The organism is Aquabacterium sp. (assembly GCF_048860245.1).
In the GTDB taxonomy this organism is placed as follows: Bacteria; Pseudomonadota; Gammaproteobacteria; order Burkholderiales; family Burkholderiaceae_C; genus Aquabacterium.
The window spans coordinates 36,531-56,231 of sequence record NZ_JBLIZW010000037.1 but is presented as its reverse complement, the minus strand read 5'-3'; the positions used below and the strand labels follow the sequence as shown (position 1 = coordinate 56,231).

Genomic DNA, 19,701 nt, shown 5'->3' with positions numbered 1-19,701 from the left:
TGGTGCAGGATGGTGTGTTCCGCGATGTATCGAGTTTTGATCGCACGGGGCAAGTGCAAGGCTCGGTCAATGGTGACTTCATGTCCACAGGCCGGGACACGCTGTCGAGCTTCTATCACGCGCCCGATGCCCCGTTTTACGTGGTGACGAGCCGCGAAACACAAGACATTTTGGCGGACTACCACGCGACGCGTCGCCGTTTCCTGATCACCATGACCGTCTTGAGCGCGTTCATTGTGTTGGCAACGTGGTGGGTGGCTTATGGCATCCGTCGGCAAGGGCGCTACGCGCTGGCGCTGGTGTCATCCAACCAGCAGAACCAGGCGCTGATCACGCAATTGGAAGAAGAGAAGCGTCGTGCATTTGTGCTGGCCTCTCATGATCATCTGACGGGCTTGGCCAATCGACGCATGTTCAATGAGCTGCTCAATACACACTTGCAGCAGGCGCGGCGCAATCGCAAGCACTACGCGTTGATGTATCTTGACCTGGATCGCTTCAAGGCCATCAACGATACGCTGGGCCACCATGTGGGGGACTTGCTGTTGCAGGCGGTGTCGCAGCGGTTGCGGGCAGCGTTGCGCGAGTCGGATGTGATCGCGCGGCTGGGTGGCGATGAGTTTGCCGTGTTGGTGACGGCGCTGGACCATGCGGAGGATGCCATCAAGGTGGCGGAGAAGTTGCTGGAGGTCCTCAGCGCACCTTACTTGAATCTGGATGGGCATGATCTGCAGGTCACGCCCAGCATGGGGGTCGCGCTGTATCCGCGGGATGGTCAGGATGTCGAGGCGCTGTGCCGGGCTGCAGACCTGGCCATGTATCAGTCGAAGCGAGCGGGCCGAGGTCGCTACACCTTCTTTGATGCCGCATTGACGCCGGTGGACACGCGGCACAGCAGTCTGGAGCGCAGGTTGCCCAAGGCGATCGAGCGTGGTGAGCTGGTGCTGCACTTCCAGCCCAAGGTGCGTCTGTCAGATTTCCAGATTGTTGGGTTTGAGGCGCTGGTGCGCTGGAAACACCCTGAGTTCGGGCTGATTTATCCCGGTGACTTCATTCCTTATGCCGAACGCACCGGCCTGATCGTTGAGTTGGGCGATTGGGTGGCCGAGGCGTGTTGTCAGCAATTGGCGAAGTGGCGGGATGCGGGGGTGCGTTTGGTACCGGTGGCTTTCAATGTGTCGGCCATGCAGTTGCACGACGAGGCCTTGGCGGCCCGAATCGGGCAGTGGTTGAAGGCCTACGATTTGCCCGCCTCCTTGCTGCAAGTTGAAATCACCGAAACCAGCTTGGTGGAGTCCATGGATGTGGCCTCTCGGGTCCTCAACGAGTTGGAGGCGTTGGGCGTTCAGATCGCGCTGGATGATTTCGGCAGTGGCTTCTCCAGCCTGGGCTACATCCGGACGCTGCCGATTCATTGTTTGAAGATCGATCGCGGCTTCATCAATGACATTCGAAACAGCCATGACGACGCCATCATCGTGAATTCGATCATCACGCTGGCACACAACCTGAAGATGAAGGTGGTGGCCGAGGGCGTGGAGATGCAGGATCAGTTGGTCTACTTGAAGACAGCGGGCTGCGATGAAGTGCAGGGCTATTTCTTCAGCCGACCGGTTGAAGCGGCCGCCGCAGAAGCCTTGCTGCTGCGGCCCAGCATGATGCCGTCATGATGCGTGGCTGGGCTTGTTGTCTCGTCTGGTTCTGGTGTTCGTGGGCGCTGGCCGCACCGGTGCAGGCTCAAGCCTGCGAGAATCCGCGCGCCTTGCATGTGGCACTGATTCCGCAGCGCGACATGGCCACCTTGCTCATGCAATATCGTCCACTGATGCAAGCCTTGTCTGTGGCACTGGGGCGTCCGGTGGACGCTGTGCCGGCATCGTCTTACGGTGCCGTGATCGAAGGATTGCTCAGCGGAGCGGTGGACTTGGCCGAGTTGGGGCCGGCGTCTTATGCGATCGCCATGTCACGTGGGGCTGATATTGAGCCGATTGCGACCTTCCGCCTCCGTACAGGCTTTCTGACGCGGCAGCCGAATGGCTATCGATCGGTCTTGATCTCGTTGCATGGTGATCGCCCCAAAACCCTGGCCAGTTTGCGCGGTGCGACGTTGAGTTTGACCGACCCGGCCAGCACGTCTGGCGCTGTTCTGCCCCGGCAGGCCATGCGGCAGCAGTTGGGCATGTCGATAGAGTCCTATTTCAGCAGAGTGACGTATGCGGGGTCACACGCCAGAGCGCTGGAAGCGTTGCGCGCCGGGGCGGTGGATGCGGCTTTTGTCGCCAGTACCGTGGTGGATGACGAGATCCGTCGCGGGCGGTGGCGAGCAGATGACATCGACGTCTTGTGGCAGTCCTCACCGATTCCCTACGACCCCTTTGTGATTCGCCGCACCTTGTGCCCGGATGTGCAGCGCAAGATCCTGCAGGTCTTCTCGGGCAATACGGCGTCTTTGCAAAAGATGTTCAGTGAGTTGGGGATGGAGGGCTTTGCATCGGTGTCTGCGTCGGACTATCAGGCGATCCGTGTGTTGTACCCCGACCGCCCTTGATGGGTCGCTGAAATGTGCAGCTTTGACGGTTCACCGTACGGATTTCACGGCCTGATCGAGACATGAAAAAGCCGGGCTTGAGCCGGTTTTTGGGAGGCGCATATCTAACGAGGGTAAACGCGAGATATTCCACAGAACTGCCGTGTAGTTGACTCACTTTTCCGGCGATCAAACCGATCTCTAAGCATGTACGCAAGGAGATCGACCATGTTCACCACTCGCCTGATTCGCCCCCTGTTGGTTGCCCTGATCGCATGTGCAAGCACCCTGGCTCAGGCCGAGATGCGGCCGATTGCTGAAGCTGAATTGCGTGCCATTCATGGCGGTGATGCTTCGGTCTCTAACCCGTCAGCAGGGGCGCCCGACACCTCGTCGCTCTCTCGCATGATCACGGATCTGCTGGGCGCAGACGAAAAGGACACCAAGGATCTGGATGCCGCAGCCTTCATGGCCGTGCTGGCTGAAGCAGGCATCAAGGGCTTGCCCGAGGCTGTGTACCAAGGCCAGGCCGTCAAGCAAATGACATTGAACGGCCCGGCCATCAGCCGTCAGTTCAATGCCTCCCAGTTGGTTCAGGCGCTGGGTGTGCGCTATGACGCCCCCTCTCTGGGCATGATCAATGTCAACAACTTGAGCGCAGCAGGGACCCGCCTGTGGGTTTGGAACCACTGAGCTTCGGTTGCGCAGATGGGTTGTTACCTTTATTGATTGAAAGTTAAATTGGATGTAATGTGGTGAAGTCAATCCATTGAGATGTCTTCGCCACATGACCACACACGCTCCAGCCGCATCCGCCGTTCAGCCAGACACTTGGCTGGCTCAGACTCACGAAGTCGTCAACGTCTCTCGTGAACTGGTGGACTACAACATGTACCTGCAGGATGTGGCCTTGCAGGAAGCCGTTCTGCGAGAAGGCGCAGGCTGGGCCCAAGCGTCCCTGACGCAATTTGGCGCTTTGACGGGTTCCGCCGATTATCTGGAATTGGGTGCCGTGGCCAACCGGGTGCCCCCAGAGTTGGACACCCACGACCGGTTTGGCAACCGCGTCGACTACGTGCGCTTCCATCCCGCGTATCACACGCTGATGCGCACGGCCATCGAGCATGGCTTGCATGCTTCGCCGTGGACCCAGCCCCAAACGGGCGCCCACGTGGCACGCGCGGCAGGCTTTTATCTGCAGTCTCAGGTGGAAGCGGGGCATGGCTGCCCCATCACCATGACCTTTGCGGCGGTGCCGTCACTGATGACCACGCCGGCATTGGCGCAGTATTGGGTGCCCAAGATCACGGCACCTCACTACGACCCACGCAATGTGCCGGATGCTGCCAAAGCCGGTGTGACCATCGGCATGGCGATGACCGAGAAGCAGGGCGGTTCGGATGTGCGGGCCAACACCACCAAGGCGTATCCGTTGGGGGTAGGCGGTCCGGGCGAGGCTTACGAACTCGTGGGGCACAAGTTCTTTGTGTCCGCCCCCATGTGCGATGCCTTCCTGGTGCTGGCACAGGCCCCAGGCGGCTTGTCGTGTTTCTTGTTGCCGCGCTGGCGTCCTGACGGAAGCAAGAACCCGATGCAGGTACAGCGCCTCAAGCGCAAGATGGGCAATGTCTCCAACGCGTCCAGCGAGACCGAGCTGCGCGGCGCTTTGGCATGGATGGTGGGCGAGGAGGGGCGTGGCGTGCGCACCATCATCGAGATGGTGGCCATGACGCGCTTTGACTGCATGATCGGCTCCTCATCCGGTCAGCGTGCGGCGGTGGCGCAGGCGTTGCACCACTGTGCCATCCGCTCAGCCTTCGGCAAGGTGCTGAACCAGCAGCCCTTGATGCAAAACGTGCTGGCGGATCTGGTGATCGAGAGCGAGGCCTCACTGGCCTTGACGATGCGCATGGCCCGGGCAATGGACCAGCGCGGCACCGACGAACAAGAAGACCTTTTGGCTCGCCTGGTCACGGCCGTGGGCAAATACTGGATCTGCAAGCGCACGCCCCACCATGCCTACGAGTCCATGGAGTGCATTGGTGGCAGCGGCGTGATGGAAGACAGTCCCTTCCCGCGCTTGTTCCGCGAGTCGCCGGTCAATGCGATCTGGGAAGGCAGCGGCAACGTGCAGTGTCTGGATGTGCTGCGCGCCATGCAGAAAACGCCCGCCGTGGTCGAGGCCTACTTCCGCGAAGTGGCCAAAGCGCGCGGGGGCAACGCCACACTGGATCGATACGTGGTCGCACTGCAAAAAGAGTTCAGCGATCTGGCTGACCTCGAATACCGCGCCCGTGACGTGGTGGACCGCATGGCGCTGGCCATCGAGGCCGCCTTGCTGGTGCAACATGCGCCTCATGCTGTGGCGGACGCGTTCTGTGCGTCGCGCCTCGCTTCGGTGGGGCATCACCAATATGGCACGCTGCCGCGTGGTGTGGACTGCGCCAGCATCATTGCCCGCGCCACCCCTCAAGCCTGAGGCGTGGCGCCGTGCTGGGGGATCAGCCCAGCACGCGGTGGGCCACGTTCACATACAAGGGGATGCCGAGCAGGATGTTGAACGGGAAGGTCAAACCCAGCGACATGCCGATGTACAGCGAGGGATTGGCCTCAGGGATGGCATGTCGCACCACGGCGGGCACCGCAATGTAGGATGCGCTGGCCGCCAGCACCATTAGCAGTGCAGCATCGCCTTCCGACACCCCGAGCACCCAGCACAGTGCCAGGGCCAAGCAGGCATGGGCCAGTGGGCCCACCAGGCCATATGCCAGCAGCCAGGGCGATTTGCCTCGCAACTCACCCATGTTGCGAGCGGCCTGCAGGCCCATGTCCAGCAGGAAGAATGACAGCATGCCTTTGAACAAATCCCCGGCAAAGGGCTGCATGGCGTGGTGACCAGACTCACCGGTGACGATGCCGATCACCATGGCGCCGAGCAGCAGCAGTTGTGCGCCGTCGGTCATGGATTCGTGCAGGATGTGGCTCAGCGGTGTATTGCGTGTGGCTGCTTGCCCTGCGGCTTTTTGCTCTTTTTGCCGAACCAGATTGGCCAGCAACACCGCCATGATGATGGCGGGTGATTCCATCAAAGCCATGGCCGCAGCCATGTGTCCGCCGTAAGGCAGGTGGCGGCTGTCCAGGTATTGCACCGAGGTGATGAAGGTCACCGCACTGACCGAGCCATAGGTTGCCGCGATGGCTGCGGCATCGTAACCATTGAGTCGGCGACTCAGCAGCTTGTAGCCCAGCCAGGGCACCAGCACGGCCAGTGCCACGGCGCATCCCAGGCTCACGCTGACCGCAGAGGTCAGACCGGATTGGTGCAGCGCAAAGCCACCTTTGAGGCCCAAGGCCATCAGCAGGTAGAGGGACAGGAAGCGCGCGATCTGCGGTGGGATCTCCAGATTGGAGCGCAGAGCGCCGGCCAGCAGGCCGAACACGAAGAACAGGATGGCGGGGTCGAGGATGCTTTGCATGAATGGGTGCGATGGTCACACCACGGCGCAAAGGGAAACCCTCGGTGGCGACCGGGACCTAACTTTAGCCAATTTGCCGATCGCGCAGTGTTCGCTCCGGAAATGAGCTGACTCCTGCCATGGACTTCATCCGGGCTTCACAGTGCCCATCAGTGGGTGCAGGCAATCAACTGCCTTGAAGCACCTTGGGGGTCTGGGCCCGGTGAAAGCCGTTGTAGCTGGGGGCAGGTTCGTGTGGGGCCTTGGGCCAGACCGGGTTGTTCACACCTGCACCGCCGTCAATGGCGACCGTCACGCCGGTCACGAAAGCTGAACCGGGGCTGAGCAGGAAGCAGATGACCGAGCTGATCTCCGCTTCCAGGCCCAGGCGCTTCATGGGCAGGTTGTCCTTGAGGCTCAGAATCATCGGGGCCATGGCCGGACCGTACGAATCCATGCCGCTGGATGCTACCCAGCCTGGCGCCACGGCATTCACCCGCACGTGTGCGCGGGCCCATTCAAACGCCGCCGTTTTGGTCAGGTTCACCATGCCCGCGCGTGCCGCGCCCGAGTGCGCCATGCCCGCCATGCCATTCCACATGTCGGCAGCCATGTTCACGATGGCGCCGCCGCCATGTTTGCTCATCGACTGATTGAACACCTCGCGTGCCATCAAGAAGCCGCCCGTCAGGTTGTTGGCCACCACCGCTTCAAAACCCCGCTTGGAAATCATCTCCATGGGCGAAGGGAACTGCCCGCCCGCGTTGTTGACGAGTCCATGGATGCGGCCATGATCAGCCACGATGCGCGACACCGCGGCCTTGACCTGCTCGTCGTCGCGGATGTCAAACGCAGCGGTATCCACCAAACCGCCGTCCTCGCGGATCTCGGCAGCGACCTTGTCGAGCTTCTCTTGCGTGCGACCTGTGATGACCACGGTCGCGCCCAAAGCTGCCAACTCATGCGCCGTACAGCGGCCGATGCCACTGCCACCACCGGTCACGACATGGACCTGTCCTTTGAAGAGGCCTGGGCGGAAGATGCTGTCGTAGTGCGAGGGGGCGGCAGTGCTCATGGTGCTGTCGATGGGCTAGCGGGTTGACGCGACATGTTTGCAGTCGTCGCAATGAAGGCGACTCTAACGTCTGGTGACGTATGCGTCAACGCGCGATCATTAAGGTTAACTACTGATGTGCGCGTGGTGTGGGCGCACTACGCTGAAGCCAGTCACTTTGAATCATGGCCTGCTCGCCATCTTGCGCACGATGACCAACACGATTTACACCCCGTATTTCAACGAAACCCATCAGATGGCCCGCGAGACGGCGCGTCGTTTCGTCGAGCAGGAGATCAAGCCCCACATTGCTGAGTGGGAAGAGTCGGGCACCTTCCCGCGCGAGCTGTACCAGAAAGCGGGCGCCTTGGGTCTGCTGGGCATTGGCCATCCTCAACGGCTGGGCGGCGCGGGCGAGGAAGACGTCTTTCTGAAAGTGGCCGTCAGCGAGGAGTTGATGCGCAGTACCTCGGGCGGCTTGGTGGCCAGTCTGGGATCGCTGGACATTGGGCTGCCCCCGGTCTGGTGGGGCGGCACGCCAGCCTTGCAAGAGAAAGTTGCGCCCGCGGTCATTGCCGGGGACAAGATCATCTCGCTGGCCATCACCGAACCCAGCGGGGGCTCGGATGTCGCCAGTTTGCGCACGCGTGCCGTGCGCGATGGAGATCACTATGTGGTCAACGGTGCCAAGACTTTCATCACCTCGGGCACCCGCGCCGACTACTACACCGTGGCGGTGCGCACCGGGGCAGAAGGCTATGCTGGTGTGTCCATGCTGCTGATCGAGCGAGGCACGCCGGGCTTTAGCATCGGGCGCAACCTCAAAAAGATGGGCTGGTGGGCCTCTGACACGGCCGAGTTGTTCTTCGAGGATTGCCGCGTGCCGGCCAGCCACCTGATCGGTCCTGAAAACGCCGGCTTCATGCTCATCATGGCCAACTTTCAGGCCGAGCGCTTGTCGTTGGCCATCATGGCTTACATGACGGCGCAAATGGCGCTGGAAGCTTGCCTGGACTACGTCAAAGACCGCGTCACCTTTGGCAAACCCTTGGCCAAGCACCAGGTCATTCGCCACAAACTGGCCGAGATGGCCACCCGGGTGGAGGTGGCGCGCGAGTACACCTACCGCGTGGCGGCCCGCATGCAGGCGGGCATTCCGTCCATCAGTGAGGTCAGCATGGCCAAAAACTTTGCCACCGATGTCGCCGACCACGTCACGCACGAGGCCGTGCAAATCTTCGGCGGCATGGGCTACATGCGTGAGTCGGTGGTTGAACGTCTGTACCGTGACAACCGCATCCTGTCGATCGGTGGCGGAACGCACGAAATCATGAACGAGATCATCAGCAAGCAGATGGGCTTGTGACGCCCCTCGGGGTGTTCAGCGGGGCACGGCCGGCCGGGACGCCAGCCATGCGCCAGTCGTGGCCAAGGCCAAGCCGGCCACCAGCCAGCCGGTGAGAGGCTCGCCCAGCAGCACGACCGCACCGATGCCCACCAGTGCTGGCACCACGGCAACAATCGCCCCCGTGCGTTGCGGCCCCAGCAGGGTTACCGCACGCAGGAACAGGATCATGGCGGCAATGGTGGGCCCCAGTCCTTGAAACAGGCCTTGGAACACCAGCATCGAGGTGGAGGCCGCGCCCAGATTCTTGGGCAGGCACAGCGCATAGATGGGCAGGTAAATCGCCGCCGACCCCAGTGCCACCACGCGCGTCAGCAACCAAGGCTCAAACACCCACTTGCGCACCAGCACGCTGTAGAGCGCCCACGCCGTGGACGCACTCAGCAACAGCGCATCGCCCAGCACGGTGGATGGGCCCTCGTGCAAACCGCTGAACTGAGGAAAGGCGACACAGGCCACGCCCAGTGCGATGGCAATCAGGCCACCCAAGCGTTCTTTGTCAGGCTTGGCACCCAGAATCAGCCAGGCGAGGGCCGTAACCAGAAACGGCTGGCAGCCGGACAGCAAGATGCCCCCATGCGCAGCGGGCGCACGCGTCAGCCCGGCATAGACCAGCGTGAGAAACAGCAGACCGCCCGTCAGCATCAGGGTCCACAAACGGCGGTCCAGCCACACGCTGCGAGGAATGCTGAGCGAAAACGGCAGCAGAAACAGGCTGGCTGTGCCCAAGCGCAGCGCGACGATGTCCCACCCAGTCAGCGCACTTTGGCCACCCAGGCGAGAGACCAGGACGAAACCCGCCCACAGCACAACCGTGCCAAGGGCGGCCAGATAGCCTTGAAGGGCAGAAGAGCGGGGAGTGGACTGCATGGATGCCACGAGTCTAGCCCGTGGCGCGCCATGCTGCCGGCATCAGGTTATTTCTTGCCGTGAGCCACTGCCACCGCCGTCATGTTCACGATGCGACGCACCGTGGCCGACGGATTGAGGATGTGTGCGGGTGCCGCCGCGCCCAGCAGGATCGGGCCCACGGTGATGCCGTTGCCACCCGTCATCTTCAGCACGTTGAACAGGATGTTGGCGGCATCCAGGTTCGGGCAGATCAGGATGTTGGCGGTGCCGTCCAGCGTGGTTTCGGGCAGCAGCTTCGTGCGGACCGACTCGCTCAGCGCCGCATCCCCCTGCATTTCGCCATCAGCCGGGACGTGGGGCATGCGCGCCACGAACAGGTCACGCGCCTTGCGCATCTTCTTGGCCGAGGGGCGGTTGCTGGAACCGAACATCGAGTGCGACAGGAAGGCCACGCGAGGGGGCAGACCAAATCGCTGGACTTCTTCCACCGCCAGCACGGCGATGTCAGCCAACTGCTCGGCCGTCGGGTCTTCGTTGACGAAGGTGTCGGCAATGAACAGGTTGTGGTTGTCCAGGATCAGCGCGTTCAAGGCAGCCAGGCCGTGGGCGTCCGGATGCACGCCGATCACATCACGGATGTGGTCCAGGTGCAGGTCATAGCGACCGATCACGCCGCAAATCATGCCGTCGGCGTCGCCCATCTTCACCAGCATCGTGGCGATGAGGGAGTTGGAGCGGCGCACGGCCACCTTGGCCAGCTCGGGCGAGATGCCGTCGCGGGCCTTGATCTTGCGATATGCCTCGTAGTACTGCTTGAAGCGGTCGTCTTGGGCCGGATTGACGACTTCGCAGTTCACGCCGGGTTGCAGGCGCAGACCTGCACGTTCGATGCGGGTGGCGATCACGTCCGGGCGACCGATCAGGATGGGCTTGGCAATGCCTTCGTCCACGGCCACCTGAGCGGCGCGCAGCACGCGCTCGTCTTCACCTTCGGCGTAGGCAATGCGCTTGGCGTCGGCCTTGGCGCGCATGAACAGCGGACGCATGAACAGACCCGTGTTGGTCACGAACTGCATCAGCGAATCACGGTAGGCGTCCAGATTGGCGATGGGGCGCGTGGCCACGCCCGATGCAGCGGCCGCTTCGGCCACAGCCGGCGCAATGCGCAAAATCAGGCGGGAATCAAACGGCGTGGGGATCAGGTAATCCGGGCCAAAGCGCAGTTCGCGGCCAGGGTAGGCTGCGGCCACTTCGTCCGAGATTTCGGCCTTGGCCAGATCGGCGATCTGGCGCACGCAGGCCAGCTTCATGGCTTCGGTGATCTTGGTGGCGCCGCAATCGAGTGCGCCACGGAAGATGTAGGGGAAGCACAGAACGTTGTTGACCTGGTTCGGATAGTCCGAACGGCCGGTGGCGATGATGCAGTCCGGGCGGGCCGCTTTGGCGATTTCCGGGCGGATCTCGGGCTCGGGGTTGGCCAGTGCCAGGATCAGCGGCTTGTCGGCCATGGTCTTGACCATGTCGGCGGTCAGCACGCCTGCGGCCGAGCAGCCCAGGAACACGTCGGCACCATTGACCGCATCAGCCAGTGTGCGTGCGGACGTGGTTTGCTGGTAGCGCTGCTTGGACGCATCCAGCTTGTCGGTGCGCTCGTGGTGAATCACGCCCTTCGAGTCACACACATAGATGTTCTCGCGCTTGACGCCCAGGTCCACCATCAGGTCCAGACAGGCGATGGCCGCGGCACCCGCGCCCGACACGGCCAGCTTGACCTCGTCAATCTTCTTGCCCACCAGTTCCAGACCGTTCAGCAGTGCGGCGCTCGAGATGATGGCCGTGCCGTGCTGATCGTCGTGGAAGACGGGGATGTTCATGCGGGCCGACAGTTGCTTCTCGATGTAGAAGCACTCGGGGGCCTTGATGTCTTCAAGGTTCACACCGCCGAGCGTGGGCTCCAGCGCAGCAATGATCTCCACCAGCTTGTCTGGATCGCGTTCGGCCAGTTCGATGTCGAACACGTCCACGCCGGCAAACTTCTTGAACAGGCAACCCTTGCCTTCCATCACGGGCTTGGACGCCAGTGGGCCGATGTCGCCCAAACCCAGCACGGCTGTGCCGTTGGTGACCACGGCGACCAAGTTGCCGCGCGAGGTGTATTCGGCCGCCATGGCCGGATCTTGCTCGATGGCCAGACAGGGATAGGCTACGCCCGGCGAGTAGGCCAGAGACAGATCGCGCTGATTGGACAGCGGCTTGGTCGGGGTGACCGAGATCTTGCCGCGCGATGGCAGACGGTGATATTCGTTAGCGGCCTCGCGCAGCGCCTTTTCGGCGTCGGACATGTGCTTGTCGGAACTCATAGTGTGTTTTTCACTCGACGGGGGTGCGATGGTAAGCGATCTGCGTCCCACATCTCGGGGGATGACGTGTCAAGTTGCCGCAACTTGGTGCCAGAAACGCCAAATAGAGGGGGGCTGGCGTGGTGAAATGAGAGGTAGACGAGAAAGTCGTCGCAGAATGTGTAACGTTTCCTTGTCTGACTTAACCTGAACAGTCGGGATGCCTCTCCCACAAGATTCCGTCAAGGGCGGGTGGCCGTCGCGCTTCGCGCAATGGGGCCATGACGTCATCCCGAGCGAAGCGGTGGATGGTCCGCTGGCCGGGTTCTTCCGTGCCCGTCAGATTCAAGCCTTGGTCAGTTTGCTGCCCTTGCTCATGCTGGGCAATGCCGTCAACACGATCGGGGTGTGTTGGGTTTTCTGGGGCAAGCAACCCCCTGTGATCCTGGCAGCGTGGTGTTTTGCTGTCGTGTTGTCTCTGCCTGTTGCGGCCGTGTGGTGGCGCAGATTGGTATCGGGCGCCCCGCGCCCCATCGCCACGCGACGCGCTACGCAACTCATCGTGGCGCAGGTCACCTTGTTTGCCTGTTTGTGGGCGTTTCTGCCCGCCGCGGTCTTTCCTCAGAGTGATCACGCAGGGGCTCTGCTGATTTCGACCGTGGTGGTCGGCACCATTTGCGGGGGCGCCTTCATGCTCAGCCCCATGGTCCCGGCGGCCTGGGCGTATGTGTTCACCCTGTGCGTTGCCAGTGTCATCGGGCTCAGCCGATCCGACTATGCCGACAGTCGGACCTTGTTGATCCTGATGCTGGTGTATGCGCCCATCATGTTCGGCGTCAGCTATGCCAACGGCCGTGTTTTCATGAGCCGGCTGCGTGTGGAGGCGGAAACGGATCGTCAGCGCCAGTTGATTGACTTGTTGCTGCGAGATTTTGAGGAGCATGCCTCTGATTGGTTGTGGGAAATCTCGTCCACCGGTCACTTGCGCCATGTGTCCAATCGCCTGGCCGAGTCGTTTGGCCTGCCTGCGAAGCAGTTGCTGCAGCACACCTTCATCGATTTGCTCAATTTGATGGTGCCGCCTGATGACGCCGAGGGCGCTGCTGCTTTGGCCAAGCTGACGTCCTGCATGCGCTTGGGGCAGCCCTTCCGGGATCTGGAGTTACCGGTGGAGGTGGCTCACGAGATTCACTGGTGGTCCCTCTCGGCCAAGCCCCTGTTTGACGAAAAGGGGCGTGCCGCCGGTTGGCGGGGAGTGGGGTCGGACATCACCCACACACGTCAGGCGCGTGATGAACTGGCCAGACTGGCCAACTTTGATGCGCTGACTGGACTCGCGAACCGGCATCGCTTCAGCACAGAGCTGGAGCGGTTGCGGCAAGAGGTCACCAGCACCGCAGAGCCGCGCCCCTGCGCACTGCTGTTTCTGGATCTGGATAACTTCAAGCACATCAACGATTCGCTGGGGCATGGCGTGGGCGATCAGTTGTTGCGTCGTGTGGGGGGGCGCCTGAAGACCTGCCTGGCAGAAGGGGACTTGTTGGCACGTCTTGGCGGTGATGAGTTCGCCCTGCTGACTTGGCGCTATGTCACGCCCAAGAAGGCTGCCGCGATGGCGGAGCGTCTTTTGGCGGTGGTCAGCGAGCCTTGTCAGCTTGACGATGTTCTGGTCGAGGTGCACGCCAGTGTCGGGGTGGCTTTGGCGCCGCGTGATGGGCGAGATCCGCAGTCGCTGCTTCAGTGTGCGGATCTGGCCTTGTATGCCGCCAAGGCGGCAGGCCGCAATACAGCTCGGTTCTTTGACATCAGTCTGGCGGACAATGCCAAAGCACGTGCGCGACTGCAATCCGAGTTGGGGCAGGCCCTGGCTGCGGAGCAGTTCAAGCTGTTCTTCCAGCCTCAAATGAACCTGGAAACCGGTGAGGTGACCGGCTTCGAAGCGCTTGTGCGGTGGCAGCATGGTCAACGTGGCTTGATCGGTCCCAGTGAGTTCATCGCTGTCGCCGAAGAGACGGGGCAGATCGTGCCACTAGGCAGTTGGGTCTTGCGAGAAGCTTGTCGTGCTGCAGCGGTTTGGCCTGCTCCCCTGAGGGTCGCAGTCAATCTGTCTGCGATTCAGTTCCGGAGTTCGGTCGTTCTGGATTTGGTGGACGAGGCTTTGGCGGCATCGGGATTGCAACCCGAACGCTTGGAGTTGGAAATCACGGAGTCGGCCTTGATCGAGGACCATTTGGGGGCTCAAGCTACCCTGATGGCCTTGCGCAGTCGTGGTGTTCGTGTCGCCATGGACGACTTTGGAACGGGGTATTCGTCATTGGCGTATTTGCGTCGGTTTTCAATGGATAAATTGAAGATCGACGGTATGTTCGTGCGCTCGCTGGACAGTGATCAGGACGCACAGGCTGTGGTGACGGCAATCGTCAGTCTGGCTCAAGCCCTGCGTTTGCGTACGACCGCGGAAGGCGTTGAGACCGTTGAGCAACTGGTCATGTTGAAGGCCCTGGGCTGCGACGATGTCCAAGGGTTCCTGATTTCTCGCCCTATGCCGGCCGAGGAGGTCCATGCTTACTTGGGCCGTACGCATCTGTCCGCTGCCTAGGCGGTCTGATCGTCCCGTTCGCTAAGGGAAACCGCGGCCACCGAGTCGTGGTGGGTGTGCTGGCAGCTCACTCATCAGGCTGGTTTACGCTGATACATTGAGCCCCGCAGAGAAGGCGCCCGCATTGCGGCCCGGTGCAGTATTTTTCTTACAGAGGATGTTGAACCATGAATTGGATGCGTGATGCGGTCCGCTGGTTGATGGCGACCGCGCTGATGGTGATGGCCATGGGTAGCCAGGCACAGGCCGTGAGTGGCGAGTACGTGCTGGGGGCAGGTGACCAGATTCGGATCTCGGTGTATCAGAATCCCGATCTGTTGCTGGAAACGCGCATCACCGAAGGGGGCAGCATCTCGTATCCCTTGCTGGGCAATGTGAAGATCGGCGGTTTGTCAGTGACCGATGCCGAAAAGAAAATTGCCAACGGTTTGCGTGACGGCAATTTCTTGAAGCAGCCTCAGGTGTCCATCCTGGTGCTGGCCGTCAAGGCCAATCAGGTGTCGGTGCTGGGGCAGGTGAATCGCCCAGGCCGCTATCCGCTCGAAGCCGGGAACTCCAAGCTGAGCGAAATCCTGGCGCAAGCGGGTGGCATCGTGCAGAGCAGTGGCTCGGACATCGTGGTGGTGTCGGGACTGCGTGACGGCAAACCCTTCCGCAAGGAAATCGACTTCCCCAAGGTGTTCGCTTCCAGCGGTACGGTGGCCGACCTGCCACTTCAAAATGGCGACAGCATCTGGGTAGACCGTGCGCCGCAGATCTACATCTACGGTGAAGTGCAACGTCCCGGTGCACAGATCCTGTTGCGTGACACCACCTTGCTGCAAGCCTTGGCGACGGCCGGTGGCCTGACCCTGCGCGGGACCGAGCGCGGCATCCGTGTGCACCGCCGGGACGAGGCTGGCGAGGTCAAGATCGTGCAGCCGGGCATGAATGACAAGCTGCAGCCCGGCGATGTGGTGTATGTGAAGGAAAGCCTGTTCTGATCAGGCTCTCCTTGAAGAAGGCCTGATGCCTCAGGCCTTCTTTTCCCACGCGACGGCGTAGAAACCGTCGGTCGCGTGACGGTGCGGCCACAAGCGCAGGTGGCCAGCCGGGGTGACCAGCGATTCGGCCTGGCTCACGCCCATCTTGTCCAGTTGCTCCGCCGCGTTCAGCAGCACAAAGTCTTTGTGCTCTTCGGTGAAGGCGTTGGCCACCACCTCGTTTTCGGCAGGCATGACGCTGCAGGTCGCATAGACCAGGCGTCCACCCGGCTTGAGCAGGCGGGCCGCGCTGTTGAGAATGGCCTTCTGCTTGACTTGCAACTCTTCAATCGCCTTGGGGCTTTGACGCCACTTCAGATCGGGGTTGCGGCGCAGAGTGCCCAGGCCCGAACAGGGCGCGTCCACCAGTACACGGTCAATCTTGCCGCGCAGGCGCTTGATGCGGTCGTCGTTTTCGTGGGCGATTTGGGTCGCGTACACGTTGGACAAGCCACTGCGTGCCAGGCGGGGCTTGAGGTTCTCCAGGCGATGCCCCGACACGTCAAACGCGTACAGGCGGCCGGTGTTGCGCATCATGGCGCCCAAGGCCAGGGTCTTGCCACCGGCACCGGCGCAGAAGTCCACGACCATTTCACCGCGCTTGGCACCCGTCAGCAGGGACAGCAGTTGGCTGCCTTCGTCTTGCACTTCCACTTCACCGCCGGTGTAAAGCGGCAGCTTTTGCAAAGCTGGCTTGCCCTGGATGCGGATGCCCAGCGGAGAGTAGGGCGTCGGTTCGGCCTGGATGTTGGCGGCTGCCAGGGCTTCGATCACGGCCTCACGCTTGTTCTTCAGCGCGTTGACGCGCAGGTCCAGCGGGGCGCCTGCCGAGAAGGTGTCCACCAAAGCCCAAAAGTCGTCAGCCCCCAGTTGATCACGCAGGCTGTTGGACAGCCAGTCGGGCAGGTTGTGGCGCAACTTGTCGGGCAGGGCGCTGCGATCGATGGCGCTGGCACGTTCAAGCCAGGCGGCCTCGTCGGCCGTCATGCCCTTTTTCAGGACGTGCGGTTCGCCTTGCCAGGCCAGCAGAACCAGGCGCCGTTCCATCGGGCCGTGGCCGGATTGGGCCAGGTTGGCCCACAGCAGGCGCTGACGCAGCACGGCGTAGGAGGTCTCAGCCAGTGCGTGGCGTTCGCGTTGCCCCAGCTCGCGGTGGGTGCGGAAAAAATAGGAAACGATGCTGTCGGCCGGGGCGTCAAGCTTGAGCACCTCACGGACGAGCTGTGTGGTGAGGTCGAGTAGGGCGTTCGGATGCATAACCGGGATTATCCTGTGTTCGGTCCCACTCTGGGGGCGCCCAGAGATGCTTGAGGCGCAAGGCGAGGGGGCCGGGGCGCAGGATGTCACGGATCATGTCCACCCATTCATGGAGTGTCAGCCACAACAGGTTGTAGCTTTTGACCTGTCGCACGATGCCGTAGTCCGGGCGTTCCACCTCTTCAACGAAGGTGCCAAACAGCCGGTCGAAGACGATCAGGGTGCCACCGTAATTGCGGTCGATGTACTGCGGGTTGCGGCCATGATGCGCGCGGTGGTGCGAAGGTGTGTTGAACAGGTATTCAATGGGCCGGGGCAGCTTGGTCACCCACTGGGTGTGGATGAAGAACTGATAGCCCAGGTTGAGCGACAGCACCACCATCACCCAGACCGGGTCGTAACCGATGAGCACCATGGGCAGGTAAAACAGCCAGTTGCCCGCAAAGCTGTAGAGCCAGCTTTGGCGCATGGCTGTGGTGAAGTTCATGTGCTCTGAGCCGTGGTGCACCACATGGGCACACCAGAACCAGCGGACGCGGTGGCTCGCTCGGTGAAACCAGTAGTAGCAGAACTCCACGCCCAGCCACAGGGCCAACAGGCTCCAGGGCGTGATGGCGATGGTGGTCAGGCGCCAGGTGTAGAGCGCTTGCATGGCGGGCAGCACCAGGCCTGCCACGATGAACACATCCAGCACCAGGTAGACGCCGCCCAGACCAATGCTGGCCCAGGCGTCAGCCCAGGCATAGATGGGGTGTGTGGCTTGGCGATCCTGACGGCGGTAGTGCCACCATTCCAGCCCGACTGCCAACAAAAACAAAGGGGACAGCATCACGATGACCCAGTCATGCCATTCGGTGTGGGGCAGCCAGTCAGGTAAAGCCTGAATCAGGGGCGTGATCAGCGTGTCGGGTGTCAGCATGGCGTGAAGGGCAGATGGGCGCTGGCCGATGCTCCCTCACTCGTCGTCGAATTTCTTGACAAATCACGCCAGCATCGTGCCGACGACCTAGCGGCTACCCCGAATGGTGAGGGGCCGGGTGTCGCGGCATGATCCCGACTCCATTGCGAATGCGCTGACATGGCCGAATCCCGCGTTGCTGCGTCCTACGTTCTGCTCTTGTATGAGTACCTGGAACGCCAGGGGCTGGATCCTGCGCGCGTCTTGGATGCTCGCCCCGAACCAGAGCAGCACTTTGTGCCCATGCCGCAATGGCAGGATTGGTTGCGCCGCGTGGATGTCCTGGAAAAGAAGCGGCCTGGACTGGGCTTGCGCATTGCTGAGTGCGTCAGCGCACGTCACTTTGGGGTGGTGGGGTATGCCGCGTTGGCATGCGGGCATTTGCTGGAGGCGCTGCAGCGTCTGGAGCGTTATCACGCCTCGGTGTACGACGCCAACCTGGCCACGGTCTCCATGGACCCGAATGGCGTCTCGGTGGAATGGGGTGTAGACCGCGGGCGACCCGGCGCGCTGGTGGATGAGACGGCCATTGCGTCACTGGTGCAATTGGCACGCGACATGACCGGACGCTACTGGCCGCTGAAGGCGGTCAGCTTCGTGAACAGCCGTCCCCAGGATGTTCAGCCCTACGAAGATTTCTTTGGTTGTGAGGTGCGCTTTGATGCGGACCTTACCAGCCTGGTCTTTGGCTATGAGTACTTGGCCTTGCCGCTGCGCAAGTCTGATCCGGCGCTGTTGGCCTTGCTCGACAAGCAGGCAGAGGCTTTGCTGGATGAAGTCTCTCGGGTGCCGGCGGCGGTCGATGCGTGGCGCCGAACCTTGGTCCCCCTGATCCGCGAGGGCAGAACTTCGTTGGCGGCCTTGGCCGAGGTCCACCACACCAGTGTGCGCAGCCTGCAGCGGCGGCTGGCAGAACAAGGCACCACCTTTCAGCGTTTGCTGGATGACACCCGCCGCCACCTGGCAGAAGGCCATCTGAAAGACGCCCATCTGGATGTGGCGGAAATCGCCTTGCTGATGGGGTATTCAGAGCAAAGTGCCTTCACCCGTGCATTTCGGTCGTGGACCGGTGCGACCCCAGCGCAGTGGCGACGTTTGCATCAGAAAGTGCCTTCATGTCGGTAGCCTCGTCCGAGCCTTGGTCTGTCAGTCTGTTGTCACCCCCGTCATCCGTGGTGATGGACGGTGAGCCGGCCATGGGCCGTTATGCCGGATGCATCGACACCATTGACTGGCGCGCATTGCGTGGGCCTTGGCAGCGGTCGGCGCTGTGGACGCGTCTGCATCACAAGCGCTGGCAGTACGTGGGCGTGGGGCATGCGCATTGGTTCATCGGGGTGGCGATCGTCGATGTGGGCTGGTGCATGTCGTCGTTCGTGTACGTGTTTGATCGCCGCAGCCAGAAGGTCGTGCTGGATTGGACGCAGGATGGTTTGCCCGGCTGGTCTGGCGGCATCACGGATCAGCCTGTGATGGGCGGGGAGGCTCGTTTCAAAGGCCTGGGAGCGGCCCTGTCCATCGTGACCGAGGGGGATGTGATCGCGGTGCGTGTGAAGACGCGTCGGCTTCAGTTGCGATGTGATCTGTCATGGCGTCAGGCGCCGCCGTTTTTGCTGGCGGTTGGGCCGGTGGACCAGGGGCTGGTGCACGCCACACAAAAGTCACCCGGTTTGCCGGTGGTGGGCGAATTTGAACTGGATGGCGAGCGACATGCGCTGCATAGCGCGCTGGGTAGCCTGGACAGTTCGAATGGCTTGTTGGCCAGAGACACGGCCTGGCGATGGGCGTGTGCGCACGACCGACGCGTGGGCTTTAACCTGCAAGAAGGCTATTTCGGCAATCAGGAAAATGTCTTGTGGCTGGACGGGGCCTTGATTCCGCTGGGGGCCGCCAAGTTTGATTTTGATCCGCAGCGCCCGTTGTCGCCATGGCGTGTGCACACCGATGACGGCTTATTGGATCTGCATTTCAGACCGGAGGGGGCACGACAAGCCGATCGCAACCTCGTGGTGGCCGCGAGTTATTACATACAGCCCGTAGGGACATTTCATGGCATCGTGCGGGCGCGTCCCGGTGGGCCTGCTGTGTCGGTGGATGGCCTGTTGGGCGTGACGGAAGATCACCGTTCACGCTGGTGAGTCAGGCGGGCGGCATCGTCCTTTCAGTCTTCTTTGATCCAGGTCCAAAGGTCATCTTTGGGCTGTCATGCAAGCGTCGGCGGGTTGGCGCACAA

15 protein-coding genes are annotated in these 19,701 nt (G+C 61.8%); 9 read left to right on the top strand and 6 right to left on the bottom strand.

Translation table 11 applies throughout. The features are described from left to right. The 4 genes from ACMV18_RS04400 to ACMV18_RS04385 all read left to right on the top strand — a co-directional run. Positions 1–1,670, top strand: a 1,670-nt coding sequence (locus ACMV18_RS04400; RefSeq protein WP_420816837.1) for a putative bifunctional diguanylate cyclase/phosphodiesterase, incomplete at its 5' end; no start/stop codon positions are given. Then, positions 1,667–2,548, top strand: a complete 882-nt coding sequence (locus ACMV18_RS04395) for a phosphate/phosphite/phosphonate ABC transporter substrate-binding protein (RefSeq protein WP_420816836.1) — start codon at positions 1,667–1,669, stop codon at positions 2,546–2,548. The genes ACMV18_RS04400 and ACMV18_RS04395, both read left to right, overlap by 4 nt. A gap of 207 nt (positions 2,549–2,755) precedes the next feature. Beyond that, positions 2,756–3,220: a hypothetical protein gene (locus ACMV18_RS04390; protein WP_420816835.1), complete on the top strand. Its 465-nt coding sequence runs from the start codon at positions 2,756–2,758 to the stop codon at positions 3,218–3,220. Between the two features lie 94 nt (positions 3,221–3,314). After that, on the top strand, positions 3,315–5,006 hold the full coding sequence (locus ACMV18_RS04385; protein ID WP_420816834.1) for an isovaleryl-CoA dehydrogenase: 1,692 nt from the start codon (positions 3,315–3,317) through the stop codon (positions 5,004–5,006). A 22-nt stretch (positions 5,007–5,028) separates the two neighbouring features. Here ACMV18_RS04385 and ACMV18_RS04380 read toward each other — a convergent pair whose 3' ends face one another. Continuing rightward, a complete protein-coding gene (locus ACMV18_RS04380) occupies positions 5,029–6,003 on the bottom strand; it encodes a sodium-dependent bicarbonate transport family permease (RefSeq protein ID WP_374255449.1) in 975 nt (324 codons plus the stop codon). Between the two features lie 166 nt (positions 6,004–6,169). Further along, entirely contained in the window at positions 6,170–7,057 is an 888-nt protein-coding gene (locus ACMV18_RS04375) for an SDR family oxidoreductase (RefSeq protein ID WP_420816833.1), read from the bottom strand. 190 nt (positions 7,058–7,247) lie between these two features. On the opposite strand from ACMV18_RS04375, the gene ACMV18_RS04370 reads away from it, so the two are divergent. Continuing rightward, positions 7,248–8,402 carry an acyl-CoA dehydrogenase family protein gene (locus ACMV18_RS04370; RefSeq protein WP_420816832.1) on the top strand — a complete coding sequence of 385 codons (1,155 nt, stop codon included), beginning with the start codon at positions 7,248–7,250 and terminating at the stop codon, positions 8,400–8,402. 15 nt (positions 8,403–8,417) lie between these two features. Here the strand turns inward: ACMV18_RS04370 and ACMV18_RS04365 are convergent, their stop codons facing one another. Next, positions 8,418–9,311 (bottom strand): DMT family transporter, encoded by an 894-nt coding sequence (locus ACMV18_RS04365; protein ID WP_420816831.1) that lies wholly within the window; start codon positions 9,309–9,311, stop codon positions 8,418–8,420. Between the two features lie 47 nt (positions 9,312–9,358). Beyond that, complete coding sequence (locus tag ACMV18_RS04360) at positions 9,359–11,653, bottom strand: NADP-dependent malic enzyme (RefSeq protein WP_420816830.1); 2,295 nt, start codon at positions 11,651–11,653, stop codon at positions 9,359–9,361. 199 nt (positions 11,654–11,852) lie between these two features. On the opposite strand from ACMV18_RS04360, the gene ACMV18_RS04355 reads away from it, so the two are divergent. Both ACMV18_RS04355 and epsE read left to right on the top strand, forming a co-directional pair. Next, positions 11,853–14,231, top strand: a complete 2,379-nt coding sequence (locus tag ACMV18_RS04355; protein ID WP_420816829.1) for a putative bifunctional diguanylate cyclase/phosphodiesterase — start codon at positions 11,853–11,855, stop codon at positions 14,229–14,231. Positions 14,232–14,398: 167 nt separating this feature from the next. Continuing rightward, the gene (gene epsE, locus ACMV18_RS04350) at positions 14,399–15,214 is read left to right on the top strand and encodes a polysaccharide export protein EpsE (RefSeq protein ID WP_420816828.1); all 816 of its coding nucleotides are present in this window, start codon (positions 14,399–14,401) and stop codon (positions 15,212–15,214) included. Positions 15,215–15,244: 30 nt separating this feature from the next. On the opposite strand, the gene ACMV18_RS04345 is transcribed toward epsE, so the two are convergent. Both ACMV18_RS04345 and ACMV18_RS04340 read right to left on the bottom strand, forming a co-directional pair. Next, positions 15,245–16,510: an RsmB/NOP family class I SAM-dependent RNA methyltransferase gene (locus tag ACMV18_RS04345; protein ID WP_374255441.1), complete on the bottom strand. Its 1,266-nt coding sequence runs from the start codon at positions 16,508–16,510 to the stop codon at positions 15,245–15,247. Next, on the bottom strand, positions 16,464–17,429 hold the full coding sequence (locus ACMV18_RS04340) for a sterol desaturase family protein (protein WP_374255440.1): 966 nt from the start codon (positions 17,427–17,429) through the stop codon (positions 16,464–16,466). Before ACMV18_RS04340 ends, ACMV18_RS04345 begins: the two co-directional genes overlap by 47 nt. Positions 17,430–17,588: 159 nt before the next feature. Here ACMV18_RS04340 and ACMV18_RS04335 point away from each other — a divergent pair, with 159 nt between their 5' ends. Both ACMV18_RS04335 and ACMV18_RS04330 read left to right on the top strand, forming a co-directional pair. After that, positions 17,589–18,593 carry an AraC family transcriptional regulator gene (locus tag ACMV18_RS04335; protein WP_420816827.1) on the top strand — a complete coding sequence of 335 codons (1,005 nt, stop codon included), beginning with the start codon at positions 17,589–17,591 and terminating at the stop codon, positions 18,591–18,593. Continuing rightward, on the top strand, positions 18,584–19,606 hold the full coding sequence (locus tag ACMV18_RS04330; RefSeq protein ID WP_420816826.1) for a DUF2804 domain-containing protein: 1,023 nt from the start codon (positions 18,584–18,586) through the stop codon (positions 19,604–19,606). Before ACMV18_RS04335 ends, ACMV18_RS04330 begins: the two co-directional genes overlap by 10 nt. The last annotated feature ends 95 nt before the right edge of the window (positions 19,607–19,701 follow it).